At 31.2% G+C, this 23,263-nt stretch carries 33 protein-coding genes and 2 tRNA genes; 15 read left to right on the top strand and 20 right to left on the bottom strand.

Going from position 1 to position 23,263, the window contains the following annotated elements; translation table 11 throughout:
* Nucleotide 1: 1 nt before the first annotated feature.
* Complete coding sequence (cobJ, locus tag C5F49_RS09280) at nt 2-796, top strand: precorrin-3B C(17)-methyltransferase (protein WP_179362689.1); 795 nt, start codon at nt 2-4, stop codon at nt 794-796.
* Here the strand turns inward: cobJ and C5F49_RS09275 are convergent.
* Nucleotides 793-1,839, bottom strand: a complete 1,047-nt coding sequence (locus C5F49_RS09275) for a tyrosine--tRNA ligase (protein WP_179362688.1) — start codon at nt 1,837-1,839, stop codon at nt 793-795. The two genes, cobJ and C5F49_RS09275, sit on opposite strands and share 4 nt — an antisense overlap.
* A 94-nt stretch (nt 1,840-1,933) precedes the next feature.
* Here C5F49_RS09275 and C5F49_RS09270 point away from each other — a divergent pair, with 94 nt between their 5' ends.
* Nucleotides 1,934-2,143, top strand: a complete 210-nt coding sequence (locus C5F49_RS09270; RefSeq protein ID WP_179362687.1) for a hypothetical protein — start codon at nt 1,934-1,936, stop codon at nt 2,141-2,143.
* 2 nt (nt 2,144-2,145) lie between these two features.
* Here the strand turns inward: C5F49_RS09270 and C5F49_RS09265 are convergent, their stop codons facing one another.
* Nucleotides 2,146-2,334 carry a C2H2-type zinc finger protein gene (locus C5F49_RS09265; protein WP_179362686.1) on the bottom strand — a complete coding sequence of 63 codons (189 nt, stop codon included), beginning with the start codon at nt 2,332-2,334 and terminating at the stop codon, nt 2,146-2,148.
* A gap of 62 nt (nt 2,335-2,396) precedes the next feature.
* The gene (locus tag C5F49_RS09260) at nt 2,397-2,972 is read right to left on the bottom strand and encodes a hypothetical protein (protein WP_179362685.1); all 576 of its coding nucleotides are present in this window, start codon (nt 2,970-2,972) and stop codon (nt 2,397-2,399) included.
* Between the two features lie 82 nt (nt 2,973-3,054).
* Between C5F49_RS09260 and C5F49_RS09255 the strand changes: the two genes are divergently transcribed.
* Nucleotides 3,055-4,137 carry a DegT/DnrJ/EryC1/StrS family aminotransferase gene (locus C5F49_RS09255; protein ID WP_179362684.1) on the top strand — a complete coding sequence of 361 codons (1,083 nt, stop codon included), beginning with the start codon at nt 3,055-3,057 and terminating at the stop codon, nt 4,135-4,137.
* Complete coding sequence (locus C5F49_RS09250; protein WP_179362683.1) at nt 4,134-4,601, top strand: tetrahydromethanopterin S-methyltransferase subunit A; 468 nt, start codon at nt 4,134-4,136, stop codon at nt 4,599-4,601. The genes C5F49_RS09255 and C5F49_RS09250 overlap by 4 nt, the downstream gene beginning before the upstream one ends.
* A gap of 4 nt (nt 4,602-4,605) precedes the next feature.
* Here C5F49_RS09250 and C5F49_RS09245 read toward each other — a convergent pair whose 3' ends face one another.
* Nucleotides 4,606-4,947: a dUTPase gene (locus C5F49_RS09245; protein ID WP_179362682.1), complete on the bottom strand. Its 342-nt coding sequence runs from the start codon at nt 4,945-4,947 to the stop codon at nt 4,606-4,608.
* Nucleotides 4,948-5,093: 146 nt separating this feature from the next.
* Here C5F49_RS09245 and C5F49_RS09240 point away from each other — a divergent pair, with 146 nt between their 5' ends.
* Entirely contained in the window at nt 5,094-6,314 is a 1,221-nt protein-coding gene (locus C5F49_RS09240; RefSeq protein WP_179362681.1) for a helix-turn-helix domain-containing protein, read from the top strand.
* Between the two features lie 263 nt (nt 6,315-6,577).
* Here the strand turns inward: C5F49_RS09240 and C5F49_RS09235 are convergent, their stop codons facing one another.
* The 4 genes from C5F49_RS09235 to C5F49_RS09220 all read right to left on the bottom strand — a co-directional run bounded on the left by C5F49_RS09235 (nt 6,578) and on the right by C5F49_RS09220 (nt 10,778).
* Nucleotides 6,578-7,327, bottom strand: a complete 750-nt coding sequence (locus C5F49_RS09235; protein WP_179362680.1) for a hypothetical protein — start codon at nt 7,325-7,327, stop codon at nt 6,578-6,580.
* Between the two features lie 113 nt (nt 7,328-7,440).
* Nucleotides 7,441-9,228 carry an AAA family ATPase gene (locus C5F49_RS09230; protein WP_179362679.1) on the bottom strand — a complete coding sequence of 596 codons (1,788 nt, stop codon included), beginning with the start codon at nt 9,226-9,228 and terminating at the stop codon, nt 7,441-7,443.
* A 238-nt stretch (nt 9,229-9,466) separates the two neighbouring features.
* On the bottom strand, nt 9,467-9,772 hold the full coding sequence (locus tag C5F49_RS09225; RefSeq protein WP_179362678.1) for a hypothetical protein: 306 nt from the start codon (nt 9,770-9,772) through the stop codon (nt 9,467-9,469).
* A 46-nt stretch (nt 9,773-9,818) separates the two neighbouring features.
* The gene (locus tag C5F49_RS09220) at nt 9,819-10,778 is read right to left on the bottom strand and encodes an endonuclease/exonuclease/phosphatase family protein (RefSeq protein WP_179362677.1); all 960 of its coding nucleotides are present in this window, start codon (nt 10,776-10,778) and stop codon (nt 9,819-9,821) included.
* 265 nt (nt 10,779-11,043) lie between these two features.
* On the opposite strand from C5F49_RS09220, the gene C5F49_RS09215 reads away from it, so the two are divergent.
* The 4 genes from C5F49_RS09215 to C5F49_RS09200 are packed head-to-tail and all read left to right on the top strand — an operon-like array spanning nt 11,044 to nt 13,149.
* Entirely contained in the window at nt 11,044-11,334 is a 291-nt protein-coding gene (locus C5F49_RS09215) for a hypothetical protein (RefSeq protein ID WP_179362676.1), read from the top strand.
* Nucleotides 11,331-11,753: a CBS domain-containing protein gene (locus tag C5F49_RS09210; RefSeq protein ID WP_179362675.1), complete on the top strand. Its 423-nt coding sequence runs from the start codon at nt 11,331-11,333 to the stop codon at nt 11,751-11,753. The genes C5F49_RS09215 and C5F49_RS09210 overlap by 4 nt, the downstream gene beginning before the upstream one ends.
* Before the next feature lie 2 nt (nt 11,754-11,755).
* Nucleotides 11,756-12,160 (top strand): hypothetical protein, encoded by a 405-nt coding sequence (locus C5F49_RS09205; protein WP_179362674.1) that lies wholly within the window; start codon nt 11,756-11,758, stop codon nt 12,158-12,160.
* Nucleotides 12,157-13,149, top strand: a complete 993-nt coding sequence (locus C5F49_RS09200; RefSeq protein WP_179361849.1) for a hypothetical protein — start codon at nt 12,157-12,159, stop codon at nt 13,147-13,149. Before C5F49_RS09205 ends, C5F49_RS09200 begins: the two co-directional genes overlap by 4 nt.
* Nucleotides 13,150-13,158: 9 nt before the next feature.
* Here C5F49_RS09200 and C5F49_RS09195 read toward each other — a convergent pair whose 3' ends face one another.
* From C5F49_RS09195 to C5F49_RS09180, 4 genes are all read right to left on the bottom strand, one after another.
* Complete coding sequence (locus tag C5F49_RS09195; RefSeq protein WP_179362673.1) at nt 13,159-13,326, bottom strand: hypothetical protein; 168 nt, start codon at nt 13,324-13,326, stop codon at nt 13,159-13,161.
* 1 nt (nt 13,327) lies between these two features.
* Nucleotides 13,328-13,999, bottom strand: a complete 672-nt coding sequence (locus tag C5F49_RS09190; protein WP_179362672.1) for a hypothetical protein — start codon at nt 13,997-13,999, stop codon at nt 13,328-13,330.
* A 350-nt stretch (nt 14,000-14,349) separates the two neighbouring features.
* Complete coding sequence (locus tag C5F49_RS09185; protein ID WP_179362671.1) at nt 14,350-15,243, bottom strand: PfkB family carbohydrate kinase; 894 nt, start codon at nt 15,241-15,243, stop codon at nt 14,350-14,352.
* Between the two features lie 11 nt (nt 15,244-15,254).
* The gene (locus C5F49_RS09180; protein WP_179362670.1) at nt 15,255-15,704 is read right to left on the bottom strand and encodes a hypothetical protein; all 450 of its coding nucleotides are present in this window, start codon (nt 15,702-15,704) and stop codon (nt 15,255-15,257) included.
* 129 nt (nt 15,705-15,833) lie between these two features.
* Here C5F49_RS09180 and C5F49_RS09175 point away from each other — a divergent pair, with 129 nt between their 5' ends.
* Nucleotides 15,834-16,319: a hypothetical protein gene (locus C5F49_RS09175; protein WP_179362669.1), complete on the top strand. Its 486-nt coding sequence runs from the start codon at nt 15,834-15,836 to the stop codon at nt 16,317-16,319.
* Here C5F49_RS09175 and C5F49_RS09170 read toward each other — a convergent pair.
* Nucleotides 16,312-16,503 carry a hypothetical protein gene (locus C5F49_RS09170; RefSeq protein WP_179362668.1) on the bottom strand — a complete coding sequence of 64 codons (192 nt, stop codon included), beginning with the start codon at nt 16,501-16,503 and terminating at the stop codon, nt 16,312-16,314. The genes C5F49_RS09175 and C5F49_RS09170 overlap by 8 nt on opposite strands.
* 48 nt (nt 16,504-16,551) lie before the next feature.
* Here C5F49_RS09170 and C5F49_RS09165 point away from each other — a divergent pair, with 48 nt between their 5' ends.
* The gene (locus tag C5F49_RS09165) at nt 16,552-16,707 is read left to right on the top strand and encodes a hypothetical protein (RefSeq protein ID WP_179362667.1); all 156 of its coding nucleotides are present in this window, start codon (nt 16,552-16,554) and stop codon (nt 16,705-16,707) included.
* On the opposite strand, the gene C5F49_RS09160 is transcribed toward C5F49_RS09165, so the two are convergent.
* Both C5F49_RS09160 and C5F49_RS09155 read right to left on the bottom strand, forming a co-directional pair.
* Nucleotides 16,694-17,587 (bottom strand): hypothetical protein, encoded by an 894-nt coding sequence (locus tag C5F49_RS09160; RefSeq protein ID WP_179362666.1) that lies wholly within the window; start codon nt 17,585-17,587, stop codon nt 16,694-16,696. The genes C5F49_RS09165 and C5F49_RS09160 overlap by 14 nt on opposite strands.
* Complete coding sequence (locus C5F49_RS09155; protein WP_179362665.1) at nt 17,588-18,064, bottom strand: peptidylprolyl isomerase; 477 nt, start codon at nt 18,062-18,064, stop codon at nt 17,588-17,590.
* A gap of 246 nt (nt 18,065-18,310) precedes the next feature.
* Here C5F49_RS09155 and C5F49_RS09150 point away from each other — a divergent pair, with 246 nt between their 5' ends.
* Nucleotides 18,311-18,544, top strand: coding sequence for a hypothetical protein (locus C5F49_RS09150; protein ID WP_179362664.1), 234 nt, complete (start codon nt 18,311-18,313; stop codon nt 18,542-18,544).
* Nucleotides 18,545-18,626: 82 nt separating this feature from the next.
* Nucleotides 18,627-19,100 (top strand): hypothetical protein, encoded by a 474-nt coding sequence (locus C5F49_RS09145; RefSeq protein ID WP_179362663.1) that lies wholly within the window; start codon nt 18,627-18,629, stop codon nt 19,098-19,100.
* A 499-nt stretch (nt 19,101-19,599) separates the two neighbouring features.
* On the opposite strand, the gene C5F49_RS09140 is transcribed toward C5F49_RS09145, so the two are convergent.
* From C5F49_RS09140 to bluB, 3 genes are all read right to left on the bottom strand, one after another.
* Nucleotides 19,600-20,127: an NADPH-dependent FMN reductase gene (locus C5F49_RS09140; RefSeq protein ID WP_179362662.1), complete on the bottom strand. Its 528-nt coding sequence runs from the start codon at nt 20,125-20,127 to the stop codon at nt 19,600-19,602.
* 53 nt (nt 20,128-20,180) lie between these two features.
* Nucleotides 20,181-20,273: transfer RNA gene (locus tag C5F49_RS09135), tRNA-Arg, on the bottom strand.
* Between the two features lie 24 nt (nt 20,274-20,297).
* Nucleotides 20,298-21,008, bottom strand: coding sequence for a 5,6-dimethylbenzimidazole synthase (gene bluB / locus C5F49_RS09130; protein ID WP_179362661.1), 711 nt, complete (start codon nt 21,006-21,008; stop codon nt 20,298-20,300).
* A gap of 69 nt (nt 21,009-21,077) precedes the next feature.
* Between bluB and C5F49_RS09125 the strand changes: the two genes are divergently transcribed.
* Nucleotides 21,078-21,151 (top strand) — tRNA-Val (locus C5F49_RS09125).
* A gap of 8 nt (nt 21,152-21,159) precedes the next feature.
* Here the strand turns inward: C5F49_RS09125 and C5F49_RS09120 are convergent.
* Entirely contained in the window at nt 21,160-21,654 is a 495-nt protein-coding gene (locus C5F49_RS09120) for a hypothetical protein (RefSeq protein ID WP_179362660.1), read from the bottom strand.
* Nucleotides 21,655-21,735: 81 nt separating this feature from the next.
* Between C5F49_RS09120 and C5F49_RS09115 the strand changes: the two genes are divergently transcribed.
* Entirely contained in the window at nt 21,736-22,233 is a 498-nt protein-coding gene (locus C5F49_RS09115; RefSeq protein WP_179362659.1) for a CopD family protein, read from the top strand.
* Here the strand turns inward: C5F49_RS09115 and rtcA are convergent.
* Nucleotides 22,210-23,235: an RNA 3'-terminal phosphate cyclase gene (gene rtcA, locus C5F49_RS09110; RefSeq protein WP_179362658.1), complete on the bottom strand. Its 1,026-nt coding sequence runs from the start codon at nt 23,233-23,235 to the stop codon at nt 22,210-22,212. The two genes, C5F49_RS09115 and rtcA, sit on opposite strands and share 24 nt — an antisense overlap.
* Between the last annotated feature and the right edge of the window lie 28 nt (nt 23,236-23,263).

Here is a 23,263-nt window from a genome sequence, read left to right as displayed (position 1 = left end):
ATTGACTGGTAAACTCTACATTGTAGGTGTCGGACCTGGCCATCATGACCATATGACATTTCGAGCAAAAGAAGTGATTGGTGAGAGTAATACAATTGTTGGATATGAAACTTATGTTAATTTAGTACAAGATCTTATTGAAGGAAAAACTGTTCATCGTTATGCAATGACACAAGAAGTTGAAAGAGCTCATCAATGTATTGATCTTGCTAAATCTGGAAAAATTGTTTCACTAGTATCAAGTGGTGATCCAGGAATTTATGGAATGGCAGGATTAATCTATGAAACACTTGCTGAATCTGGTTGGAATCCAAAAGATGATCTTCAAGTGGAAATTGTTCCTGGCGTGTCTGCACTTAATTCATGCGCATCAATTATTGGCTCACCTCTAATGACTGATTTTGCAGTTGTTAGCATGAGTGATTTACTGGTTCCATGGGAAGTTATTTCAAAAAGAGTTGAAGCAGCAGCTCAAGGTGACTTTGTAATTGTAATTTATAATCCTGCTAGTAAAAAAAGAATTCATCAATTACAAGATACAAGAAAAGTTCTTTTAAAATATAGAAAACCTTCTACACCAGTTGCAATTATCAAAAGTGCATATAGAGAATCTGAATCTATTGTAATGACTGATTTAGAAAATTTACCCAATCATTCAGATCAACTAGGCATGACTAGTACTGTAATTGTTGGAAATTCATCGACTTATACTTACAAAGATTTAATGATCAACCCAAGAGGTTACAAATCAAAATATAATTTAGAAGAACAAACAAATCCTAATCTTAAAGTCTAAAAACTTTTCTTAATTGCATCATTCAATTCTTCACTAAGATTCAATTTTTCTCTGATTGGAGAAACTACTTTGACTAAATAATTTCCAACTGTTTGTTTCAAATCTCCAGGATGTAATTTCTTTTCTGCAAAATCTTTTTCCAGTTGATTGTAATTAATATATGATACATTTCCACCAAATTTTTCAGGTCTCTCTACATTCATTTCATTAAATTCATGAAATATTACAGATTTTGAAATTTCTAATAATGGATTATTTTCAATATTTGCTTCTTCACACCATGCCTTGCTTATTTTTTTCCTTATTTCATCATCAGCATTATGAATAAACACTCCTGAGTTTGGATCAGATTTACTCATTTTACCTACGATTTTCTCATCACTAGAGTCTGCAGGTTTTGAAAGTCCTGGTAATAATTTATGATGAACAGCAACAGGTACTTTCCATTTCATTTTTGGAAATATTTCTCTAACCAACATGTGGATTTTCCTTTGATCCATTCCAGCATGAGCAATATCTACATCTAAAGAATGAATATCAACTGCTTGCATTGCAGGATATAGTAATTTTGCAACATCAATTTTTTTGTCGTCCTCTGATCTACCCATTATAGTCAAAGTTCTCATTGTTCTTGCAATTGACATATGTTTTGTAAATTTTACAAGCTCAGACCAATATTCTGTTTTTTCCTCATATAGTTTAGATCCTAAAATTATTTCTGCATCAGGACAAACTAATTTGAAAGCATCTTGGTAATATTTTGAAACTTTTGCAATTGTTTCCCAATCTCCACCTAGTTTGTCATTTATCAGAGTATGCCAATCGGCCAGAAAGATCTTACATTTTACACCAGCTTTTACGAAATCATTAATTTTAAAACCTGTACTAATTAGACTGCCAAGATGCAAGAAACCAGAAATTTCTAAACCAATGTAATGATTTGGTGATGAATTAGTTTTGAATAGTTCAATTAATTCTTCTTGTGTCACTATTTCTTCAGTTGGTGGTCTTTGAATCAAATCTACTTTTTCTGTAATATCCAAATCAAAACAACTTTTGAGAAGTAAACGTATAAAGTTATTCAAAGTTCAAGTTTCAATCTAGAAGGTTTGAATAGAAGATATTTTCATACTGTTTATGACTCTCGAAGAAGGTTTAGAATTAATTTCAAATTATAGAAAAGCCCTTGAAAAATTTCTTGAAACGTTACCTGAACAATCAGTCCAATTAGGCTCAGAAATGATCAATACTTTATCAATGAATTCTAAAAATGAAATTAAAAATTTAGATGCAATTGAAAAAGCTCTGAAAAGACAACCAAATTATGAATCTGGGTTGTCTGAATAATTTTATTTACAATTCTTCTTGTGTTTTCTCAAATCTTCTGAATAATCAAATTCAGCTCCACAAGCTCTGCATTTTTCTTTTTTCTTATTGTGTGCTTTTTCTTGATGTTTCTTTAATCTATCAGAATCTGGAAGGATTGTACCACATTTTTTACATTTTAATTCATTTTTACTAGAACCAAATAATCCCATGAACAAATTAGCCATTCATAGTTGATATAGTTTTTTTCGAAAATTATTCTGTAAAGAAAAAACTAATCAATTTTTGATTCATCTAGATTTTTTCTTGGTTTTACACTGAGATAAAATGCATGGGAACTAATGATAAATGATGCAAGAAAAACTTTGGTTGCAAATACTAAATTCCATGGTCTATCAGGATCTGGATACGCAACTGATAATTTATCAATGTCTGGAACCATCCCATTGATAACACCTGCAGTCATTTGTGCATTTAACACAGTAAAATTGTATAATACTTCATAAAGTGAAATTATTGAAAATCCTAATAACATTAATTGAAGTAATGCCATTTTTGTACCGACAATTTTATCGCCAGCAGTTCTTCTCCATCCAATTCTTGTAACACAATACCATCCAATTATTGTAGAGAAAAATATCCAAGTAGTTACTCTTGCAAAATTTTCAAATGGTATGGTTGTATTGTGAATTACTTCTCCCATAACATATGTTCCATTTTCCAGCCATTCTATTGTGGTGACATATACTCCGAAAACTAATGATGATGTCATTATGATTCCGCAGATATAGAAAATGTATAGATATACTTTGTAGCCTGGATCTGTTTTTTCAAGATGACGTGGCTTCATGATGCCGTTTGCCAAATTTTGAAATATAAAAATTCATGTTTCTTTGCTGAGATTTATAGACTAGTTATAAACAAGAATATTGTTGAAAATTGCAATTAACATTCCTATTGTGGGTAAAGAAGAGATAGATGTAGTCACGTCAATTCTTAAAAATGGAGCTTTAACATCTGCTGCTAATTTAGGCGGAAAACATGTTCAGGAATTTGAAAAATCTGTGGCATCTTTTGTAAAATCAAAATATGCCATTGCAGTAAATTCTGGTACTGCAGCATTACAGGCCGCACTTTATGCATTGGATATTAAAAAAGGAGATGAAGTTTTACTCCCATCATTTACATTTGTAGCAACTGCAAATGCAGTAGTTGCAACTGGAGCAAAACCAGTTTTTGTTGATATCTTAAAAGAAAATTATACTATAGATCCTGATGATTTAATAAAAAAAATTACAAAAAGAACACGAGCAATAATCCCAGTTCATCTGTATGGAAATGTAGCAAATATTGAAAGACTTTCTGAAATATCTAAAAAACATAATATCCCTATCATAGAAGATTCTGCACAATCATTAGGTTCTACTTACAAAGGAAAACACACTGGAACTTTCTTTGAAATGGGATGTTACAGTATGTATCCTGCTAAAGTAATGACTGCAGGAGAAGGCGGTTTTGTTGTAACTAATAATAAAAATCTCAGAGATAAACTGCTAATGATTAGAAATCATGGAATGGTTCATGGTTATGATACTCGAGTGTTTGGTCTAAATTTAAGATTGCCAGAAATAAATGCAGCAATAGCAACTGTACAAATAAAAAAACTTCCTAAATTTTTAAAATCTAGAAAAAATAATTCTCAACGTTTAACAAAATTAATTTCTGATCTTGATCTTGTTTTACCAAAAGAAAGAAAAAATGAAAATGTAAATTGGTATCTATATACAATTTCAACTGATAAACGTGATAAACTATTAAAAAAATTAAATGATAAAGGAATTGGTGCAGCATCCTACTATCCTACACCTGTACATAAAACACCATTTTACAAACTCAAAACAAAATTGCCTGTTACTGATTGGGCAGCTTCACATGTACTATCTTTACCAATCCATCCAAATGTAACTCAGAAAAATATTGAATTTATTGCTAAAACAATGCGTGAAATATTGTGAATGTAATTGGTGAGGCAATTGGAGAACTTTGTAAAGTCATTTTACCTATTAATGAAGAATTTTATCTTGGAAATCCTGATTCTAAGATAGCAATTTGTACTCTTTCAAGCATGGATTTGCTCAAAAATATTGCAAATTCTGAAATGCTAAACAAAATATCAATTGTGGGGAGATTACTTTCTGAAAACAAAGGAATTGATTCTATTATAAAATATGTAAACAAAAATCACAAAGTCAATACCATAATTGTATGTGGCAAAGATGTTTGGGGACATAAATCAGGTCATTCATTATTTCAACTTCATAAAAATGGAACTGATCAAAATAATAGAATAATTAATTCATCTAGTCCAGATCCATTTCTCACCGTTTCAAAATCAGAAATAAAATATTTTCAAGATAATGTAAAACTTGTAAATTTGATTAATGTAACTGAAACTGAAGTAATTTTTAAAAAATTCTAATTTTTTAATAACCTGTTCTTTGTCTTTCACGATTGATTTCATTTTTCTTTTTGTATTCATCTAAAATATCATCAGGTGTAAGTTTTAGTTCGAGAGAAGCCTGCACAACAAAATGCCAAATATCAATTAATTCTTCCCTTGCTTCGGCTTCATCAAATTCTACAGGAGTTTTCCACCATTTCCAGTTTGTTGTTCTTTGTAGTTCTACAGCCTCATGCATTATGGCAGTACATAAAGCAGAAATTCTTCCTTCAGAATCTTTTGGATATCTATCCAGTTTCATCATACTTGATAGTCCTTTTTGAAGTTTGAATATTGTCTCTAGTCGATCTTTTTCTTCTGACAATGATAAATAAATTTGAGAAATAATTGAACTTAAGTCTTTTTAGAAGATGTTCAAGTGTCAGATATGAAACCATCATATCTATTCTTTACATCAAAAAAACTTTCAAAATATTTTTGGTATGACCTTCTTTTTGGAGGAAAATATTTTTGAGCAGACCTCACATAAGACTACAAAAGAAAAGAGCAACAGAAGATCAAATAACAAATGAAATCTACAATCTGTTACACGGTACAGGTACCAGACCATATCCACTAACAGTAACGGAGACTGCCAAAGTCCTCGGAGTGTCAAGGGATACAATATACAGATACGTAAAAAAGATGAAAGGAGAATCAAAGATTCTCAAAACTAAAGACAGGCTAGTCTTACCAAAACTTCCCGAGGATACAAAGTTCCGCCAGTTTAACAAGAACCATCTAATTACAGGAGACCCGCTAGTCACAGAATGGATTGATGATCTATTAACAAGAAAGGGAGGAAGTCCGCTCAAGAACTGGGACAGAAGAATATGCTGTCTTGAGACAGTATGCAATACCTGCAAGATAGAACCCCAAGATCTCATAGTATCTCACAGGAGAACTGAAAAAATTATGCGAACCTTTGCCAAATTCTATACGTCAGGAAATGCAATCCAGTCAAAGAGCGGCTCAAAACCAACTGGACTAAACACAGGAATATACGCGCGAGTCCAAGCAGTCAGAGACTTTTGTATGTTTTACAATCTCTTCTGGCAGAAAGGAGTTACGGGTATTATGTCACAAAAAGTTCTAGGGCATGGCAAGTACAGCGACATCAGACTAACAGATGATGAATTACAAAGAGCAGATGAATACATCAAGGAAAAGTGGGGATTGGATTCAGATGTTTACCGCTGGTTCTGGGTTGGAATAGAGTCTTGTGCAAGATTTGATGCATTATACAACATGCCACTAGAATATACAGAATCAGTTTCTAAAAAATCAGGGAATACAACTTACCTAATGACTGCAATCGAAACAAAGACTGATCATATTCGAGGTGGAAAGTGGTTAAAGTATATCAGCAGAAAAGATACTCAGACAAGTTTGGATTTACTAAAAAGTAGAGGAGGACAAAGAATTCACGAAAATAATATCATAAAATACAAGTTTACAAAAAATATCTCATATTATCTAAAACAAATTTACAAACACTTGGGAAAACAAGCATCCTATTTTCAACATCACCCAACACATGCATTACGCCATATTGGTGCACATTACTGGTTATCAAAAACAGATTACAATTATGGATTAATTGCAGAGATCGGAGGATGGAACAACATGGACGAATTGAAGAAAAGTTACGGTCAAATTCCTCCAGAGAAAATTCTTGAAATTATAGAATAATACTAAAATTAACGTCCAAATGTTTTGTAGATCATTATTGAACCAATAATAAATACAATTAATCCCAATAAAAGATTAGACCCATCAGAAATATTTCTAAAAAGTATAGAACCAATAGAAATAGAATTGAAATCTGGTGATATCAGACCAAGAATAGAAAATAAAGTAATCAATGACCATAAATTCAACAGAAGTCCAATAACACCTATAGATCTAATCATTTCTTAGACCTCCAAAATATTGGAAATGATTGCGTTCCAAGTTTATCCATGATAGATTAGATCCTTATATCTAGTCTCAATTTTCAACATATCGAGCAGTAATAATGATTGAATAATAATCAAATCAAATCCTATATGTCTACATATATGGTGTTCATCATCAAATGTTAAATCGATTATACATTGTTCTGAAATAAGTCTTAATCTATTAATAATATCAGAATTAAAAAGCAATACAGAAGAATTTTTTGAATCATTAATTATTTCAACATAATGACAAAGGGAATTTTTCCATAAATAATTACATCTCTTCTTAATGATCTCTTTTTCTTCAATATTATCCTCTCTAAGCCATAATTTGATTTCCTTTTCCAATTCACCCATATTATACAAAATTCCTTCTAATGCAAAACCAATATGGAATCGTGCAGAATCTCTACCATTGTTATCTGGATCCAATTTTACATGAACTAAACCTTCAATTTTTCTAATTCTAGAGAATATTTCACGATTAGATTTTCTATTTACAGCATCAACAACAATTGCAATGATAATAGCAACGGCTGTTGTGAGTACTAAAGAATACCATGTTGAATTTTTATCAAATCCAGTACTTGTTGCAACTGCTGTTGCATACATTACAACTGAAAAAACAAGTACAATGGGTAGAACATATCGAAATCCTCCAAATTCATGCTTTAAGGAATATCTTATTTCTTCAATATGCCTTCTTCTTTGATCTATAGGACGACGAATGAATCTAGGGGGAGAAGGAAATACAGTTTTTATCACTATATACAAAATCATTGATGCAATTAATGCAAATACAAAACCAGAAATAAAATCAAATAGTAAATCGATATTCAACATAAATCACATTATAGAAACATGTATTATCCGATTTTTTAAGTATTAAGAATTGTTCGTACGTGGTCAAACAAAGGTTTAAAATTCTGAAATTCAATTTCTCCTTTTAACATCATTCTATCAAGAAAATCATTTTTGTATTTTTTAGCATTAAATTCAATAATTGTTTCCTGAGTTGCATCATCAGTAATTGTTTTAGTAAAGCCATCAAACATTTCAATTGAAAACAGATTTTCAATTCCTTTGTCACACAAGTTATTTGATATATTTTTTAAAAATGTATAAGCATATGTTTTATTTTTGGTTTCAAGATTACGATAATTTTCAACATCAGGATCCCAAACAAATAGTAGTTTGTTAGTATGTGGAATAGATGAAAACAAATCCCAAAATAATTTTAGTTGCCCTTTTCCAGTGATATCTTCAATACCTTCAAGAACATCTACGTTATCGATTAAGTCATTTGCAAAAAATTCCATTGTTTTTTTAATATATTGTACATTTTTTCCTTCAGTAATGATAACTAGTTCTTTGTTACTTAATTGATCAGCTAAATGTAATCCTTCTTCCAAGGTTGCAAATCCCTCAGTTAAAATATGTAATGCATTTTTTTTAGTACTTTTTTCAATTTTATTTTCTCCATCTTTATTTACAACAAAAACAGAATTTTCATCAGATAGTGCAATTGTTGTAGGAGAGTGAGTAGATAATATCACCTTAGTTCCATTTTTTAAAAATACTTCATTAATCACATTGAAAAGATTTTCAATCATACTTGGATGAAGTGTAGCATCAATTTCATCAAGCAATAATAGTTTTGGAAACATATTATCAGATTTACTTTTGAATAAACATAGGGCTAGTGAAAACAGAATTTGTTCGCCAGAAGATAATTGATTATATGGAATTGCCAAGTCACGTTTTTTATCTAACAGCATAGGTGTGAAAAGAGGCCCATCCTGATTAGAATAAGTGGACAAATCTAATTCTTCAGGAAATGAAAGTTTGTAATCAAAATTACTAAATGTACTAAGAAATGAATTAACTACCTCCCATGGTTTTTGTCCATTATAACGCTCCATGCATTTTTCTTCAGCTCTTTTTTTAATTTCAGTAGTATTTCCATTAATTTTTTGTAAATTAGCAGAGCATTCCTGAAATTCACTCATTCTATATTTTAGAAATATTTTACCAATTTCAATAGGTAAAAGATTTTCCTTGAGATGAATAGGCTCAAATAATTTAGTAAATTCAACATAAGTTATTTCATCTAAAAATGAATTAAATTTTTTTGAAACAAATACTATTGTAGGTAAAGTCCCACCATGTTTTAGTAACTCAGGGTGAGAAAAAATTTGTTTTAATCTTTTTTTATAATTACTTATTTTTTCATATGTTACATCATCAAGATCTTTTTTAGTTAATGATAACAATGGTTTATTTTTTGTTTTAGCAATTTCAGAAATTTTTTCTGAGTCGGCAGTCATAGGAAAAATAGATGATTTTATACTTAACAAATTATTTTTTAAAGTTCCAAATCGGGGAATATTTTGAGAGTCAAGTAGATCCCAAGTAGCCTTTTGCTCTTGTCTTAATTGAAAGCTATTCTGCTCAGGTTCATTACTTACTCTAAATTCCATATAATCAAAATAAATTATATCGTTTACGTCTTCAATAGAATCTATTACAACATCACCATTTTGAATTGCTTTTAGAAGATGAGTTTTGCCTGATCCATTAACGCCGGTTAAAATTGAAAAATCAGGCAATTCTGTAGAAGTGAACTGTTTAATGGAATGAAAATCATTTTTGTATTCTAATTTCATATATTCATATTTTGGGAGACTTTTATAAAGATAAACACCGTTGTAGTATTTCCACATTATATGGAAAATAATCTCTTTTCCAACTAACTATTCATCATCAATGATAACCCATGACAATCCAAGTAATTCTTCCCATGATTCATTTTGTGACATGGTATGGTATAGTCAATTCTGTTTATAACATTCATGAATGATTCATTCAGATCAATGATCCATCTCGAAAGTTAGAGTTTTATTTTTAACAGTCTGCTGCCGTTTTGGCTTTATCAATTTGTTCTATTGTGTCACGAATCGTATCCTTTTGTGCATTAGTAAGACTGCTTAGTGTGTTAAGATAAGTCTGCAATCTTAATTTGTGACCATCAAGATTAGAACAAAAATCAGAATCATTTGGGCTTTGCAATGTAGATAAAGTATCTCGAATCTCATCTTGGACTTGCTGTGGCATGGTTCCAGTAGAGCCAGAACCAAACAGTGCAATAATTGCAACAAGTATTGCAGCAGCTGCGGCTATTGCTAAAAGAACAAGCCATGGAAATCCCATGATATTGTATGAGAATCATATACTAATAACTGTATAGCAGAAGATTTTAGGATTTTTTTCGAATCAGCTGATCAAGTTCCTCATCATCAGTCCAGATATCCAGCTGAATCCACAAAGGAAGATGGTCAGACATTTCATATGTGAATGACTCTTTATCCATGTCAGGGAATTTCTTTTTAGGATATAGTTTCCTGAAATCCTTTTTGTAAAAGTCAACTACACCACCTTCATCATTGATGTTTTTTGTGTGACGCTTGTAATACAGAATTTGATCATATCTTTTCTTTTTTGCAAGATTTGTCCCGTGTTTTCCTAGCAAGGATTTTGGCATTTGGAGATTATAGGTTGTAATTGCATCATAGAGGGGGCTTTTTTCATTTGGGATGTTAAAGTCGCCCATTACAATGATATCCTTGTCTACAACATGTTTTGACTTGCGTCTTTTCTCAACCCATTCTGCAAGTTGCAATAGGGGATCATACCTGTCAATTGCACCTTTGCCCCATCGGATATGAGCAGTTAGCAGTACAAAGTCAAATCGTCCTGCACGAAATGATGCCAAGTAAGGGCTTCTCCACCAAGTAATCTCAGGCTCGTACTCTCCAGTCTTTTTGTTCTTTTTTCTAAATGGGTCGGCTTCTGCTGCCAATCCAGTGAATGTAACTACTCTCTTGTCATATAGATAACCAATTCTCTCAGAATTTCCTCCTCTATCCATTGCAATGTCTGAAAATACAACCTTCCAGTAAGGCCCCAAAACATCTATGACTCTTTTTAGATCGTTGAGGTTTTCTGCAAGTTCTGTAATTGCAATTAGATCAAAATTGGATAATACTTCAGCAATGTAATGAATTGATGCCTTGTCTCTTTTCTTTTTTCCAAAGGCGCGAATGTTCCAAGTTGCAATATTTATTTTCTCATCAACAACGGAGGATGGAACCTTGATTCTATTTCGCAGTTCCTTAATTCCCTTTGCAGTTTGGGCATCAATGTTCTCATGTAACATATTTCTTGGAATATAGTATTACTAGTTAAGTATGACTTTAGATTTTATGAACAAGCGTAATTACGATATTCATACTGTTATATCTTAAAACATTTGTGCAGGACTCTTAATAATATGAAAATATGAATATAACAACATGCCAATTGAACATACATTTTTTTATCTCTCAAATATTTTTCTGCAAACCAATATTTTCTCAACGTTGATTGATGAATGGTTTATACAAAATACCAATAATCTGTCTGCAATTATAGGTTCAGTGATTATGGGAATAGTAGGATCTACAGCATATCTTGTTGCCTCAAAACTAGGTTTCATCAAGTTTAATCAAAACAAAAAATTTCAGGAATTGGGTTATGGACGTGCATTTGGATATGCAATGATAGGAGGTGCAGTGGCCACGGTATTTCAGATACCTGAACTGCCAAACTTTATTCCAATCCAGTCATTTGTGTTGGGAATTACATGGCCATTACTTGTTGCTCAATACACTTCTAAGACAGAACCATCAAGTGAAAAAGAAGACATCTTGAAAAGGTTAGAGTGGGATAAATGAGACTAAATAAATTCGAAGAAAAAACTGTTGGAAAGATATTAGATCATATCATTGACAAGACAGACATTACTGTTCCAAATAGTATCAAAATAGCAGAAGCTGGAAAAAGTTTGGATAACAAGTATGGAGTTCTTGCAATTAAGGATCAAAATGACAAGGTTGTTCAAGTGGTATCAAAATCAGATATTACTCACATTTTATCAAATGAAATTACTTTGAATACATCTAATCTAATTAAAGATATTCAAACACGAATACATTACAATCCAATCAAAGTAGATGACAACGTAAGAAAAGTTTTAGATTTCATTATTGCTAATAAGATAGATAATTTGGTTTTGGTAGACAAGGATGGAAAGTATCATGGAATTATTAACAAAAACAAACTAAAAGATGCCATTGAAGAAATGGTAGACTAGAATTGCAAGAGTTTGATTTAATCTTCTTTGTTATTGGTGCTTTTGGATCATTTCTTCTAGACACGTATTGGTGGGTAAAGCCATCATTTAGCAAATATGAGAAAGGAGTACTTGTAAACCACGAGCACTATCATTTTGGACTGGAACTCATCATAGTTGCAATTGCATTAATTTTTGTATCAAAAGAATTCTCCATACCACTATCAATTGTATGGTCAGCCCTTGTTGGTGCAGGATTTGGATTCATCATTGCTGAATGGAGACAGATAGTAGAGACACACAGGGGAGAAGTCACTATGGGTCATCCGTTTGCATATGGCTCTAAGCACTTTAAGGAAAGCACTCAGATAGGAGTAGTTATTTTTGCAATACTGGTAATATTTTTGGCATATGTGATGGTAACATGACAGAATTTACAGTAGGAATCAATCTTGCATGGGTAGGAACACAGTATGATCATGACTTTGGAACAAACTCAACTAGAGACCATGACAATGGAGACCATATCCCAGTAGCGTATAATTCAAAAGAATTTGAGGAAATAATCAAGGACATTTCAGAGATGGGAGTCAAAGTGGTAAGATTATGGCTCTTTGAGAGATTTGAGGGGCTGTCATTTGGTCCAATTGGAACTGTTTTGGGAATTACAACTGACTTTTGGCATAACTTGCGTGATGCATGTACCATTGCACAAAAGTATGATGTGAAATTTTATTTTTGTCTTATGGATACATGGGCAATTACAGATGAGGGTGTAAAACAATTCAGAGAACATTATGCAGATATGATTAATGGAATTATAACAACTCAGCAAAAACGCCAGACCTTTCTTGATGCAGTTATTGAATTGCTAAATGATGAGATAATAAAAAAATCAGTTTGGGCAGTAGATGTAATTAATGAGCCAGAAGGAATAGAGCATGAAAAAATATTCAATGACAGAAGTGTATCTACAAATATCCATTGGCCTCAAATCATTCAGTACATCAATGATGCATGTACTCAGATAAAACAAAAGACAGGACACAGAGTATCATGTGGATTTCAGGAAAGCAACACAGTAAAGAAATTCAAAGAAGAGATAGAACAATCAATTGACTTTTTTGATTTTCACAGATATAATGATGCAGGAAATTTACCATCATACCAAGAATTAGGACTATCAAAACCATGCATAATTGGTGAATGTGGACAAGAATCTCAAGATAATAATGAAAATTTACAAAAAAAGACAATCAAAGCATTCCTCAAAAATTCAAAAGATTTAGGATATTCAGGTTGTATGGTTTGGAGATATGGTTACAAGAACTATACAGATGATTTTGACAGTTGGAATTTTTTGATTAATCCTGATGGATCACATAGACAGGCGGTAAAGGAATTGTCAAAAGTCTAGTTTTCATTTTTATCTACCACAATTCTCAAAATCAGGAAACATGAAGACTTCTTGGTCAGGTATAGCGATAGTCCAAAAATATGTGCACAGTATTGTATTTGCAGCACCGCCCACAATCACCCACAGGCCTCCAAATATCAGAACCAAGACAACTGAGATTAGATAAATTGTTTTCATTTTACATATCTCCAAAGTCATGTTTCATGCTATGCTCTATGATCTCGGGGTAGTTGCACGCAACACCGACATTTGATGATGCAGGAGTATGCCATGTTGCAAAGTAATCTTTGTCCTCCAGAGTAACCACGCCAAGATACTGTACCAGAGTTACACTTGTCCCCTCATAGTTATTGCATTTTGCAATAAACACATCAAATTTTTCCAAGACAGCAGAGAACTCAAAGTCATCAGTAATCTCATAATCTGTTCTTTCAGAGTTTCCAACTCGATAATCCTTGTCTGCAAGTGTTACAAGTGCAGTATCACCTGAAATCACTGTCATGTTCTTCATTGTAAAATAGGATACGCCTTTCTCAATAGGATCAAAGTGCAACTCACCATCAATTCCCGAAACTCCTCGAACATAGGATATGGCAGAATCCTCATAAACTCGCGGGTATTCATAGCAAAAGAAATTGTCATTCAAAGTTGTAAAGCAGGTGGAATCTTTCTTGTCCAGTGTTTTCTGAAATTTGTCAGGATCATCAGTGAATGTATAAATGTCAACTACAAGGCTGTTCAGAGGAACAGAGTAAGAGTAAAAATCAGAAATGGCTCCATAGTTTAATGAAATTAAAAGTAACGGGACAAGAATAGTACTAATCACAAAGAGGACGTTTACACTTTTCATTACAACTAATTCCAAATTATTAGATTGATAAGGAATTCTAATGAATTACAATGTAGAGATTAACAAGACCTTTTCCAGTAGAGAATGTAGGCACTACAAAAACAATTGTGTAGGCACTGCAAAGCATGTTGTAGAGAATGTAGAGACAGTGTAGGGGCAGATGTAGAGAATGTAGAATTTGTAATGCCTACACTTTTGGAAATTTAGTTTATCGACTATAACGTGTAGAAAAATAATGTGTAGAGATTGTAGTGCCTACAGTATTGTTTATTGTTAGAAATTATACAATCTGACACTCTATCTGACACTTTTTGTCAGATGTTATGCGTAAAAAGAGGGAAAGCTTAATTTTAGAATCGAATCATTTTTTCATATGTCTTGATACGTTTTTCAATATCGCCATTTTTTATTTTTAATAATCCATCAAGACCATATTTCTCTACAGCAAATGATCCTAAAACATTTCCATAAATTACAGCCTTTTTGATATCAGATATCTTTGTAGATTTTTTACTTGCAAGGTATCCAATCATTGCACCTGCAAATGAATCCCCTGCACCTGTAGGATCTACAACATCTTCTAGAGAGAATCCTGCAGTTGGAAAAATTACATCATCATAAAACATCAAAGAACCATGCTCCCCTTTCTTAATGATGACATATTTTGCTCCCCATTGCATCATTTTTTTTGCACATTTAATTAAATTGAATTCTTTTGTTAGGAGTTTAGCTTCTTCATCATTAATTACAACAGCATCAACTGCTTTGATCATTTTAATTACTGCCTCACGTTTAGTAGAAATCCAAAAGTCTATTGTATCACACATGGAAAATTTAACATTATCAAACTCTTTAATTAGAGAAGTGTTTTGTTCTGGATCATTATTTGCAAGATATACAAATTGAGATTTTTTATACGCTTCAGGTACAGTTGCTTTAAAATCCGCTAACACATTTAATTCTGTTTTTAATGTTGATCTTGTACTAAGTGTATTATCGTATTTTCCATCGTAACGAAATGTTTTTCCTTTTTTGATAGTCAATCCTTGTAAATCAAGATGTTTTGATAAAATTTTATGATGTTCTTTGGGAAAATCTTTTCCAACTACTGCAATTAGACCTGTATCTACAAAATTACTAGCTGAAATTGCTGCAAATGTAGCTGCCCCACCTAAAACATTTTTTAATGTTTTTTTTGGAGTTCTAATGGTATCTAGTGCTGTAGATCCAAAAACAGTAAGCATATAATGAGAAATTAATTTTGATGTATAAATTCTCTTGCTTGTTCTTCTGTTGGATAGTATACAAATGGAACATCTATTGATGTAACTAGTAGATCGTATTTTATTACTCCTGAAATTTTCACTGAATGAGATTCATCAGAATTAATATCTGTATGAAATGTTCCCTTTACAAAACTACTACCTAATGGCTGTAAAGTAAATGATTCAAGATTACCTTTTCCAATAATTTCATCGTTTGAAATTAGAAAGAATTCTGTTTCTCCTGCAGTTAATATCAACAATGAAGGATTTTCAAATTGCAATTCAATATTATAGTTTGAGCCTTTATCGTTTTCATTTAATAATTCACTTTGACTAATGCTTACTCCGATCTGTGAAGCAGATGCATATTGTGAATATCCAAAAATACTCATGCCTAATACAAACAAAACAACTATGCCTGCTTTTTTTGAAGATTTCATGACTAGTTTTTGAAAATTTGCATTTAACCTGAGAGGGAAAAAATCACAATAAATTGTGTAAAAGTTTTGATCTAATCTTAAAGCTCCTTAGAGCTACCAGAATAAATCAAAAATAGGTGATATCATCGTATGGCTAGAATTAAACTCAAACTAGGTGAAAATGAAATTGAGGTTGACTCTAGAGATTTCTATGTTGATAATCAAACATTAGGAGAAATCATTGATGATATTTCTCAGCATTTACCTGAAAATCAAGCTAAAATTGTTTATGAAACAGATACTGCCCAATCATCAATTCCGGCAGAACATCCAGCACAGTTTGGATTGGAATATTTAGATGATGCTGAAGCATATGAACCTGAATTTAATGAACCAAAATATATCACATCTCATGAGATTAAATCAAAGCTAAGAATTTTAGAAACAAGTAAATTTTTTGATTCTCCTAGAACAGTTACTGAAACTGTTCAACAACTTAGAGAATATGGATGGGCAGCTAGTCCATTAGATGTTTCAAAATCTTTAGCTAAAATGGCTTCTAACAAAGAAATAATGAAAAATTCTGAAGAAAATCGTACTCATTATTTTGTTCACGAATCTTTAGTAGCTAACTAGAAAAATATTTACATTTTTCACAGTTTGAAAAAATTTCTCCATCTAAATGATCAAAATGTGTATTGCATTGTTTGCATGTGTGATGCATGTCAAAATATCCATCTTTTTCAACTTCTCCAATTCTATTTGATTCTAAATCTGTACTTTTGCACTTTATACAATGACATCCACATTCAATTTTCATGATTATTCTCAGATAATGTATGTATAGTTGGAATGACTATACAAATCATTGGAAAAGAAAAGGGAGATACCAATAGAAATTGATGATCATTTCAAGCTTTTTGGAAAGGAACCATGGGAAGTAGAATATGGAGAAAAATGTGCAGTTTGTAATGTTCGAATTGACGAATATGGTTTTTGTTCTTGTGGATCTAAGGGAGATTAATTTTTCTTACAAAAGGCATAATCATAATTAATAAAAATCCAATTGCTAATGGTGTAATTATTGGAAATTCAGGTATAACTGTAGTTCCTGTGATGAGAGTTTCACCTACTGTATCAGGCCTCATGTTAATCCAAACATGTGTTCCATTATTTCTATGATCTTGAAATTGAATATTCTTATCATCGTGGATTATTACATATGGCCCCCACAATAATTCCAATGGGATTACTATGGTAAAAAATTGATTACTATCATTAATATCAAAACTAATTTTTTTTGTAGGTTGATCAAATTCAAAATTATCTATATTTGCAAAAGTTCCAATTTCTACTAGAAATTTTTTATCTTCCCAATTAACTTCAAAGATATTTTTTGGTTCATCAATTGCATATTCCAAAATTATTTGACAACCATGACATGAAAATCCTTTTTTCTCATCCAAGTAAACTGGTCTATCATTTAAAAAAATCAAATCTAATTCTTCAGGAATTAGAAAATCTGTTGTTTGTAAATATCTAAATTCCCATCTCCATAAATTATCTTTAAGTAAAAGTACATTTTTTAAATCATATTCTATAATTGAATCACTGCTTGATGGTAAAATTAGTACAGAATCATTACTGGCTGTTTCAACTAACATTTGTTCATTCCCTTCCTTATCAAATAAAACCAAATTTTCAATATCTCCACTGATCAATTCTACTTGTTTTGTAGTGGTAGAGGAACCTACAACATGTTTAACATGAATATTTCCTTCAATATCGATTACTACTTGAACTGATTTTTGATTTGCTTTTTCACCTATACTGAATTCTTGAGCAGTTGCTGAAGGAATTATTAATACTAGTAAAATTATGATAAATATTCCAATTATTTTCATTTATTCCACTGTAACATGAATCATTGATGTTTTTTCTAGTGGACAATCATTTCCATCTCTATCAAGATTTACAATTTTGTCTGCAACATCCATTCCTTCAGTTACTTCCCCAAACACAGTATATTCTCTATCTAAAAATGCACTATCAGAGGTAACGATGAAGAATTGTGAACCTGCACTGTTTGGATCTTGCGATCTAGCCATGGAAACTATGCCTCGTAAATGAGATCTTGAACTAAATTCAGCCTTGATATTGTAACCTGGTCCTCCCATTCCCCATGAACCTTTGTTATCTGTTTTTGTATTAGGATCGCCCCCTTGAATCATAAATCCTGGGATGACTCTGTGAAAAAGAGTTCCATCATAAAATCCGTCTTTAGCTAATTTTTCAAAATTTCTTACAGTTTCTGGAGCTAGTTCAGGTAATAGTTTAAATGAAATCTTTCCTAAATTAGTTTCAATATTCACTGTGGCCATTAGGATGAATCTGTAAATACATCTTAATAGTCTTTTGTGGAAATGACTTGGAATATTCTTACAGATAGTTTAGCATTATTGAAAAATCCATAACGTTCTGTACGGTTTTCGTTAGAAAATTAATTTTTGTGGACTATGAAATTTTTTGTTTTAGTATTATCTATACTATTTGAATTAATCAAAAATGACAATTTTGAAATTACAAAAGTTATAGTCTTATATAGAACAATTAAAATGTAGAATTCGTTGAATCGTACAAACCAAAGCACGATAATTAAAGAAGCGATTAATTCTTATCTTGACAAAGGGGTAACCGACAAGCAGGATATCTACACCAAAGTGGTTGATGAACTTGGAGTTCCAAGACCAACTGTAAGAAGAGTTGCAAGAGATCTAAGAACTGAACTATTGCAAAAAATTCAAATCTTACAATCAGATATGCCAAAAGCAACTGTCGCTACCACTGAAGCAGACGAATAAATTCAGCTCTTTTTTCTTTTTAATTATATTATTTTATGATTTTTAGCATTACTGTTATAAATAATGAAATTTTAAAATAATTATGGGATATGTTGGTAACCATTTAGCCACATTAGTAACCGGAGTTTTTGCAGCAGTATTGACCGGGCTTTGGGCATTTTGGGATTTATCACCAATACTAGATTTCGTATTTCTGATGGCAGTTCCTATTACATGGTTTATGGCTTTCACATGCTGGATATCTCAGAAAAGTACAGATTACATGCATAATCATGCACCATCTCATGTAGAAAAAAAAAGCTTGAGTAATACACAAACTATTGAAACTACAACTACTGGTTCACAAGTTAGTCTTTCAGAAATCAAACAAATTCAAAATGAATTATCTCTTGAACTAAATAATGTGAAAGAAACTGTAAAACTAAAAGACAGTGAAATTGAAAGATTAAATCAAGAAATTTCTAATCTTGAAACTCTTGTTCAAATAGAGTCATTAAAAACTGAATTAGCTAATCTCAAAATGCTAGCATCTGAAAGAAAAACTAAGAGTAAATAGATCTAATCTTTACAATGGGGACATACTTCACCATGATTTTCTTTACAACCTGGACAACTAACTGCCCCTCCAAAATGACATTTACATGAACATAATTCGGTTGGATCTTCTTTCAAATTCATAATATGTTCTTTAAATGATGTTATTATTTGACTTTTGCATCAAAATTGACATTTTGATTATTCTTTTATTGATAAATTTTTGATATTTGAAATGAATTTATTTGAATAGTGTGAATTTTAACTATTAATGAAATATTTCTCAAGTTCTTTTTAACAAAAGTTCTTTTAAATTAATTATTTTGATAAATCAAAAATTTTAAAATAAAAAATTGGTTAGAATTAATTAAATTAATTATGTAAATCATTTCATACATTCTAAATTCCTAATGATCACTATGAATTTTTTAAAAATAAAATAATTTATTAAAATTATCGTAATGTAAATTTACTAATATTAAATTTAGAATATTTGATTTTACTAGAGGGATTAATTGAGCCTATTTTTGATGCATTTTTGATGCAATATCTAAAGTCTCATCGACCATATCTCGTAGTCTATTTTTTGCATCATCATCAACTAAATTTTCTTTTATTGATTCTGTAGTTAAAAATACAGCCTTTGGATTTGTTATTACTCTGAAATATGACATCAATTGTGTGATTAATGCCTGTACGTTGACAAATCCAATGTTCCCAGCAGCCAAAATTGTAATTCCAGCCACTTTTCCTGGAGTCTTTTTATAATTTACATATTCAAAAAGATTTTTCAGTGCTGAACTAAAAAATGAATTATAAATTGGTGAACCAATTAACCATACATCTGCATCCATGATGTCATTTGCAGCAGTTTTTGTTGTTTCATCATATTCTATGTCTGGTCCTCTATAGTATTCAATCTGACCATCAGAGAGATTAATTAATTTTGTATCTTGATTTTTTGTTTTGGCATATTCAAAAACATATTTCATAATAATTTGCGTATTTGCATTTTTTCTTGGACTACCAGAAATGACAATAACTTTCATATCTTCAGCCATTCGTCTTTGTATTTAAATTTCCATTACTTATTAAAATTAAACGGGCTTGGAGGGCTTCGATCCCTCGACCTGTAACTTAGGAGGCTACTGCGCTATCCATGTTGCGCGTCATATTGACTCTGCGCTACAAGCCCAGCAAAAAAAACATTCTTAATTATTTAAGCGTAATCAAGATTTTCTTTAATCATTTTTTGAATTTTTTCCCAATTTTTATTTTCTTTATCATTCCATTTTTCAAAAAATACAACATCTTTCAATTCTAGTCTTGGTAACCAACCTTTAGTTTCAAGATCTGGTTTTTCAGCAAATTCATCAACATATCCTAAACACAAGTATGCAATAGGAATAACATGCTCAGGTAAATCTAAAGTTTCTTTTAATGTGTCATTTGATAGAATGCTAACCCAGCCAAGACCTATATTTTCTGTTCTAGCTGATAACCATAAATTTTGAATAGCACAACATACACTGTAAAGTCCAGCTTCAGGAATACTTGATCTACCAATTACAAAAGGCCCAAACTTTGTAGGATCGTATGTGACACATAGATTTACAGGAGATTCCAAAATCCCTTCTAATTTGAAAGAAAGATATTTTGATTTTTTTGGTTCTTCAACCAATTGTGATGATCGATTTTTCTCTTCCTCAAAAGATTCTTTTATTTTCTTTTTAGTATCCTGATCTTTAATTAAAATAAAATTCCATGGTTGAGAAAATCCTACTGAAGGAGCGTGATGTGCTGCGTTTAGAATTTTTGATAAAACCTCATCTTCTATTGGCTTTGAGATAAAGTGAGATCTTACATCTCTTCTTGAATAAATTGCCTTGTAGAAGCCCTGTTTTTCTTCATCAGTAAAATTTTCTGTCATCTATTTTGTACCTTCATTCTTTCTTTTGTTAAACGTTAATAATGTCAATTATTCGATTTATTTTTCAATGGGCCTGTAGTCTAGCTGGTTAGGATACCGCCTCGACATGGCGGTGATCATGAGTTCGAATCTCATTAGGCCCACTTTTTAATTAATAACCAGTTTTGAATTTTTTCTCAGTTTCACTCCATGAAGTTTGAGTGATGATATTTCCTTCAGCAGAAAAACTAGTAATTTTTTCATTAATGACATCTTCATAAATTTCTGAATTAACGTCTGATTTAGAAATAACAAATATGTTTTTTAATGGAATTTCTGCACCTGAAACAAATAATGCTCTGCCAGGCAATGCTATGTCTGCTGTAGAATATAATCCAGAACCTAATAGTTCACCATTACCATATAATTGGAAATCTATTTGTGAAACTGTTAGTGTTTTGTCACTTGGGTTTGTTACCAAAAATGTAACCTCGAATTTTGCTTGATTATTTACTGTGTTCACATCTAATAATTTCACATTTGTTAGTTCAATCTCAATTAAAGCAAGTTCATCATTATCAAGACTAGCATAGAAAATAATTCCTCCCATTAATGCTAAAACTCCAACTATTGCTAGATAAACTATCAATTTACTTTGAAGTGCCATTTCAATGATTCCAGATTTGTACAACTAAAAAAGGTTGGCAAGATCCAAATACATAATATTTGATTTAAAATATCATTAACTATGACTGCAATAGAACAGGCAATAATCACTTGGATTCATCTAATAGCTGCGTCAATTTGGGTTGGTGGTTCTTTATTTATTGGAATTGTATTTTCTCCTCTTTTAAAAACAATGACTAGTTCTATTGAAGAACGAATGCAAATAATGATTCGTGTTGGTAAACGGTTTAACAAAGTTGCTGTTCCTTCATTGATAATTTTAATGATCACCGGTTTGTATACTTCACATGCATTAATTGGAAAACCTGAACTTCTTTTTTCAACAAGCTATGGGACTTTTCTAATTATTAAGATAATTCTTGTTATTGCATTAATTATTACATATGCTGTTCATGTTAGAGTAATTCGTAAAGATGTTGAGGAAAAAATTATGTCAAACCAGATGTCAGAACCTGAAATTCAAAAACTTAGAAAAAAAATTATCATACTTGGAGAGATAACTGTAGTATTGTCTATAGCAATTCTATTCTTTGCTTCATTGCTTGATGCTGGAGTTTGAGATTCCCTCAATAATTACTTCAAAACCATTACTTGTTTTTCCAATACCATATTTACAACCAGTGATTTTTGATGTTACAAACAAATTTGTCTCTAAATGTTTTGTAATTTCTTTAACAGGAAAAATTGTTTTTCCAGCAGATAAACTGGCAGGAACGACTAACATGTCTGCTAAATTATTATCAATAGAATAATTTTTAATAAAATTATCCAAGTCTAAATCAAATTCATCTGTTTTTTTATTATATAATGCATCAATCCCCATAATGGAATCATGATCAATACTGTAAATTAACAAAGATGCACCAGAATCTAGTGCTTCTTCAGATATTATTTTTACGTTTACAATATGGTTTGCTTCAGTTAATTTTTTTACAATTTGATTTACTTTATTTTTAATTTTGTTGTTTGTAGATTTTGAAAAAGAACAAATTAATTTAACTTCATTTGTTTTTCTTTTTGAAAATGATGTTGCTTTTACATTAGATGGGGTTACTTGTAATTTTACTTCTCCACCGCCTTTAGGATAATAACCCCTTTTGATTAATTCAAGTGAAAAATTAATACCCATTCTTGAATATGCTTCTTGTAATACGTATTGAGTATAATCAATAGTTGGACTCCAAAGTACATCAGTACCGCCTTTAATTTTTAAATCAAGATGTTTTTTTGATATTGCAACTACCGGAATTAAAACCTGTAAAATTAATGGAATACTTCCAGCTGTTCCAACGTTTTCAACTAATTCTAAATTTTCAATATTACCTGGGATAAATTTTATTTCTGTAGATCCTATTTTTGCTCCAATGACTTTAGCATTTGCAACTTTTTGAAGAATTTTGATTGCTGTAAGATGTTGTGGCCTTAATCCAGAAATTTTTCTATTTTTTCTAATATTTTCTAAATGTATTGCTTGTTTTGTAATACATGATAGTGCAATTGCTGAGCGAATAATTTGTCCACCACCTTCGCCGTGGCCTCCATTAATCTTTAGAAAATCCATAGTTTTTTCAATTAATCACTCTTTATGA

The organism is Nitrosopumilus oxyclinae (genome assembly GCF_013407165.1).
Classification (GTDB): domain Archaea; phylum Thermoproteota; class Nitrososphaeria; order Nitrososphaerales; family Nitrosopumilaceae; genus Nitrosopumilus; species Nitrosopumilus oxyclinae.
This window is presented reverse-complemented; position numbering and strand designations above follow the sequence as displayed.

Coding starts and splice junctions, on each gene's coding strand:
- C5F49_RS09270 (WP_179362687.1), top strand. CDS start 1,934: ATGACTCTCGAAGAAGGTTTAGAATTAATTTCAAATTATAGAAAAGCC.
- C5F49_RS09265 (WP_179362686.1), bottom strand. CDS start 2,334: ATGGGATTATTTGGTTCTAGTAAAAATGAATTAAAATGTAAAAAATGT.
- C5F49_RS09260 (WP_179362685.1), bottom strand. CDS start 2,972: ATGAAGCCACGTCATCTTGAAAAAACAGATCCAGGCTACAAAGTATAT.
- C5F49_RS09230 (WP_179362679.1), bottom strand. CDS start 9,228: ATGAAATTAGAATACAAAAATGATTTTCATTCCATTAAACAGTTCACT.
- C5F49_RS09225 (WP_179362678.1), bottom strand. CDS start 9,772: ATGGGATTTCCATGGCTTGTTCTTTTAGCAATAGCCGCAGCTGCTGCA.
- C5F49_RS09220 (WP_179362677.1), bottom strand. CDS start 10,778: ATGTTACATGAGAACATTGATGCCCAAACTGCAAAGGGAATTAAGGAA.
- C5F49_RS09215 (WP_179362676.1), top strand. CDS start 11,044: ATGGGAATAGTAGGATCTACAGCATATCTTGTTGCCTCAAAACTAGGT.
- C5F49_RS09210 (WP_179362675.1), top strand. CDS start 11,331: ATGAGACTAAATAAATTCGAAGAAAAAACTGTTGGAAAGATATTAGAT.
- C5F49_RS09200 (WP_179361849.1), top strand. CDS start 12,157: ATGACAGAATTTACAGTAGGAATCAATCTTGCATGGGTAGGAACACAG.
- C5F49_RS09195 (WP_179362673.1), bottom strand. CDS start 13,326: ATGAAAACAATTTATCTAATCTCAGTTGTCTTGGTTCTGATATTTGGA.
- C5F49_RS09190 (WP_179362672.1), bottom strand. CDS start 13,999: ATGAAAAGTGTAAACGTCCTCTTTGTGATTAGTACTATTCTTGTCCCG.
- C5F49_RS09185 (WP_179362671.1), bottom strand. CDS start 15,243: ATGCTTACTGTTTTTGGATCTACAGCACTAGATACCATTAGAACTCCA.
- C5F49_RS09180 (WP_179362670.1), bottom strand. CDS start 15,704: ATGAAATCTTCAAAAAAAGCAGGCATAGTTGTTTTGTTTGTATTAGGC.
- C5F49_RS09175 (WP_179362669.1), top strand. CDS start 15,834: ATGGCTAGAATTAAACTCAAACTAGGTGAAAATGAAATTGAGGTTGAC.
- C5F49_RS09170 (WP_179362668.1), bottom strand. CDS start 16,503: ATGAAAATTGAATGTGGATGTCATTGTATAAAGTGCAAAAGTACAGAT.
- C5F49_RS09160 (WP_179362666.1), bottom strand. CDS start 17,587: ATGAAAATAATTGGAATATTTATCATAATTTTACTAGTATTAATAATT.
- C5F49_RS09155 (WP_179362665.1), bottom strand. CDS start 18,064: ATGGCCACAGTGAATATTGAAACTAATTTAGGAAAGATTTCATTTAAA.
- C5F49_RS09145 (WP_179362663.1), top strand. CDS start 18,627: ATGGGATATGTTGGTAACCATTTAGCCACATTAGTAACCGGAGTTTTT.
- C5F49_RS09140 (WP_179362662.1), bottom strand. CDS start 20,127: ATGAAAGTTATTGTCATTTCTGGTAGTCCAAGAAAAAATGCAAATACG.
- bluB (WP_179362661.1), bottom strand. CDS start 21,008: ATGACAGAAAATTTTACTGATGAAGAAAAACAGGGCTTCTACAAGGCA.
- C5F49_RS09120 (WP_179362660.1), bottom strand. CDS start 21,654: ATGGCACTTCAAAGTAAATTGATAGTTTATCTAGCAATAGTTGGAGTT.
- C5F49_RS09115 (WP_179362659.1), top strand. CDS start 21,736: ATGACTGCAATAGAACAGGCAATAATCACTTGGATTCATCTAATAGCT.
- rtcA (WP_179362658.1), bottom strand. CDS start 23,235: ATGGATTTTCTAAAGATTAATGGAGGCCACGGCGAAGGTGGTGGACAA.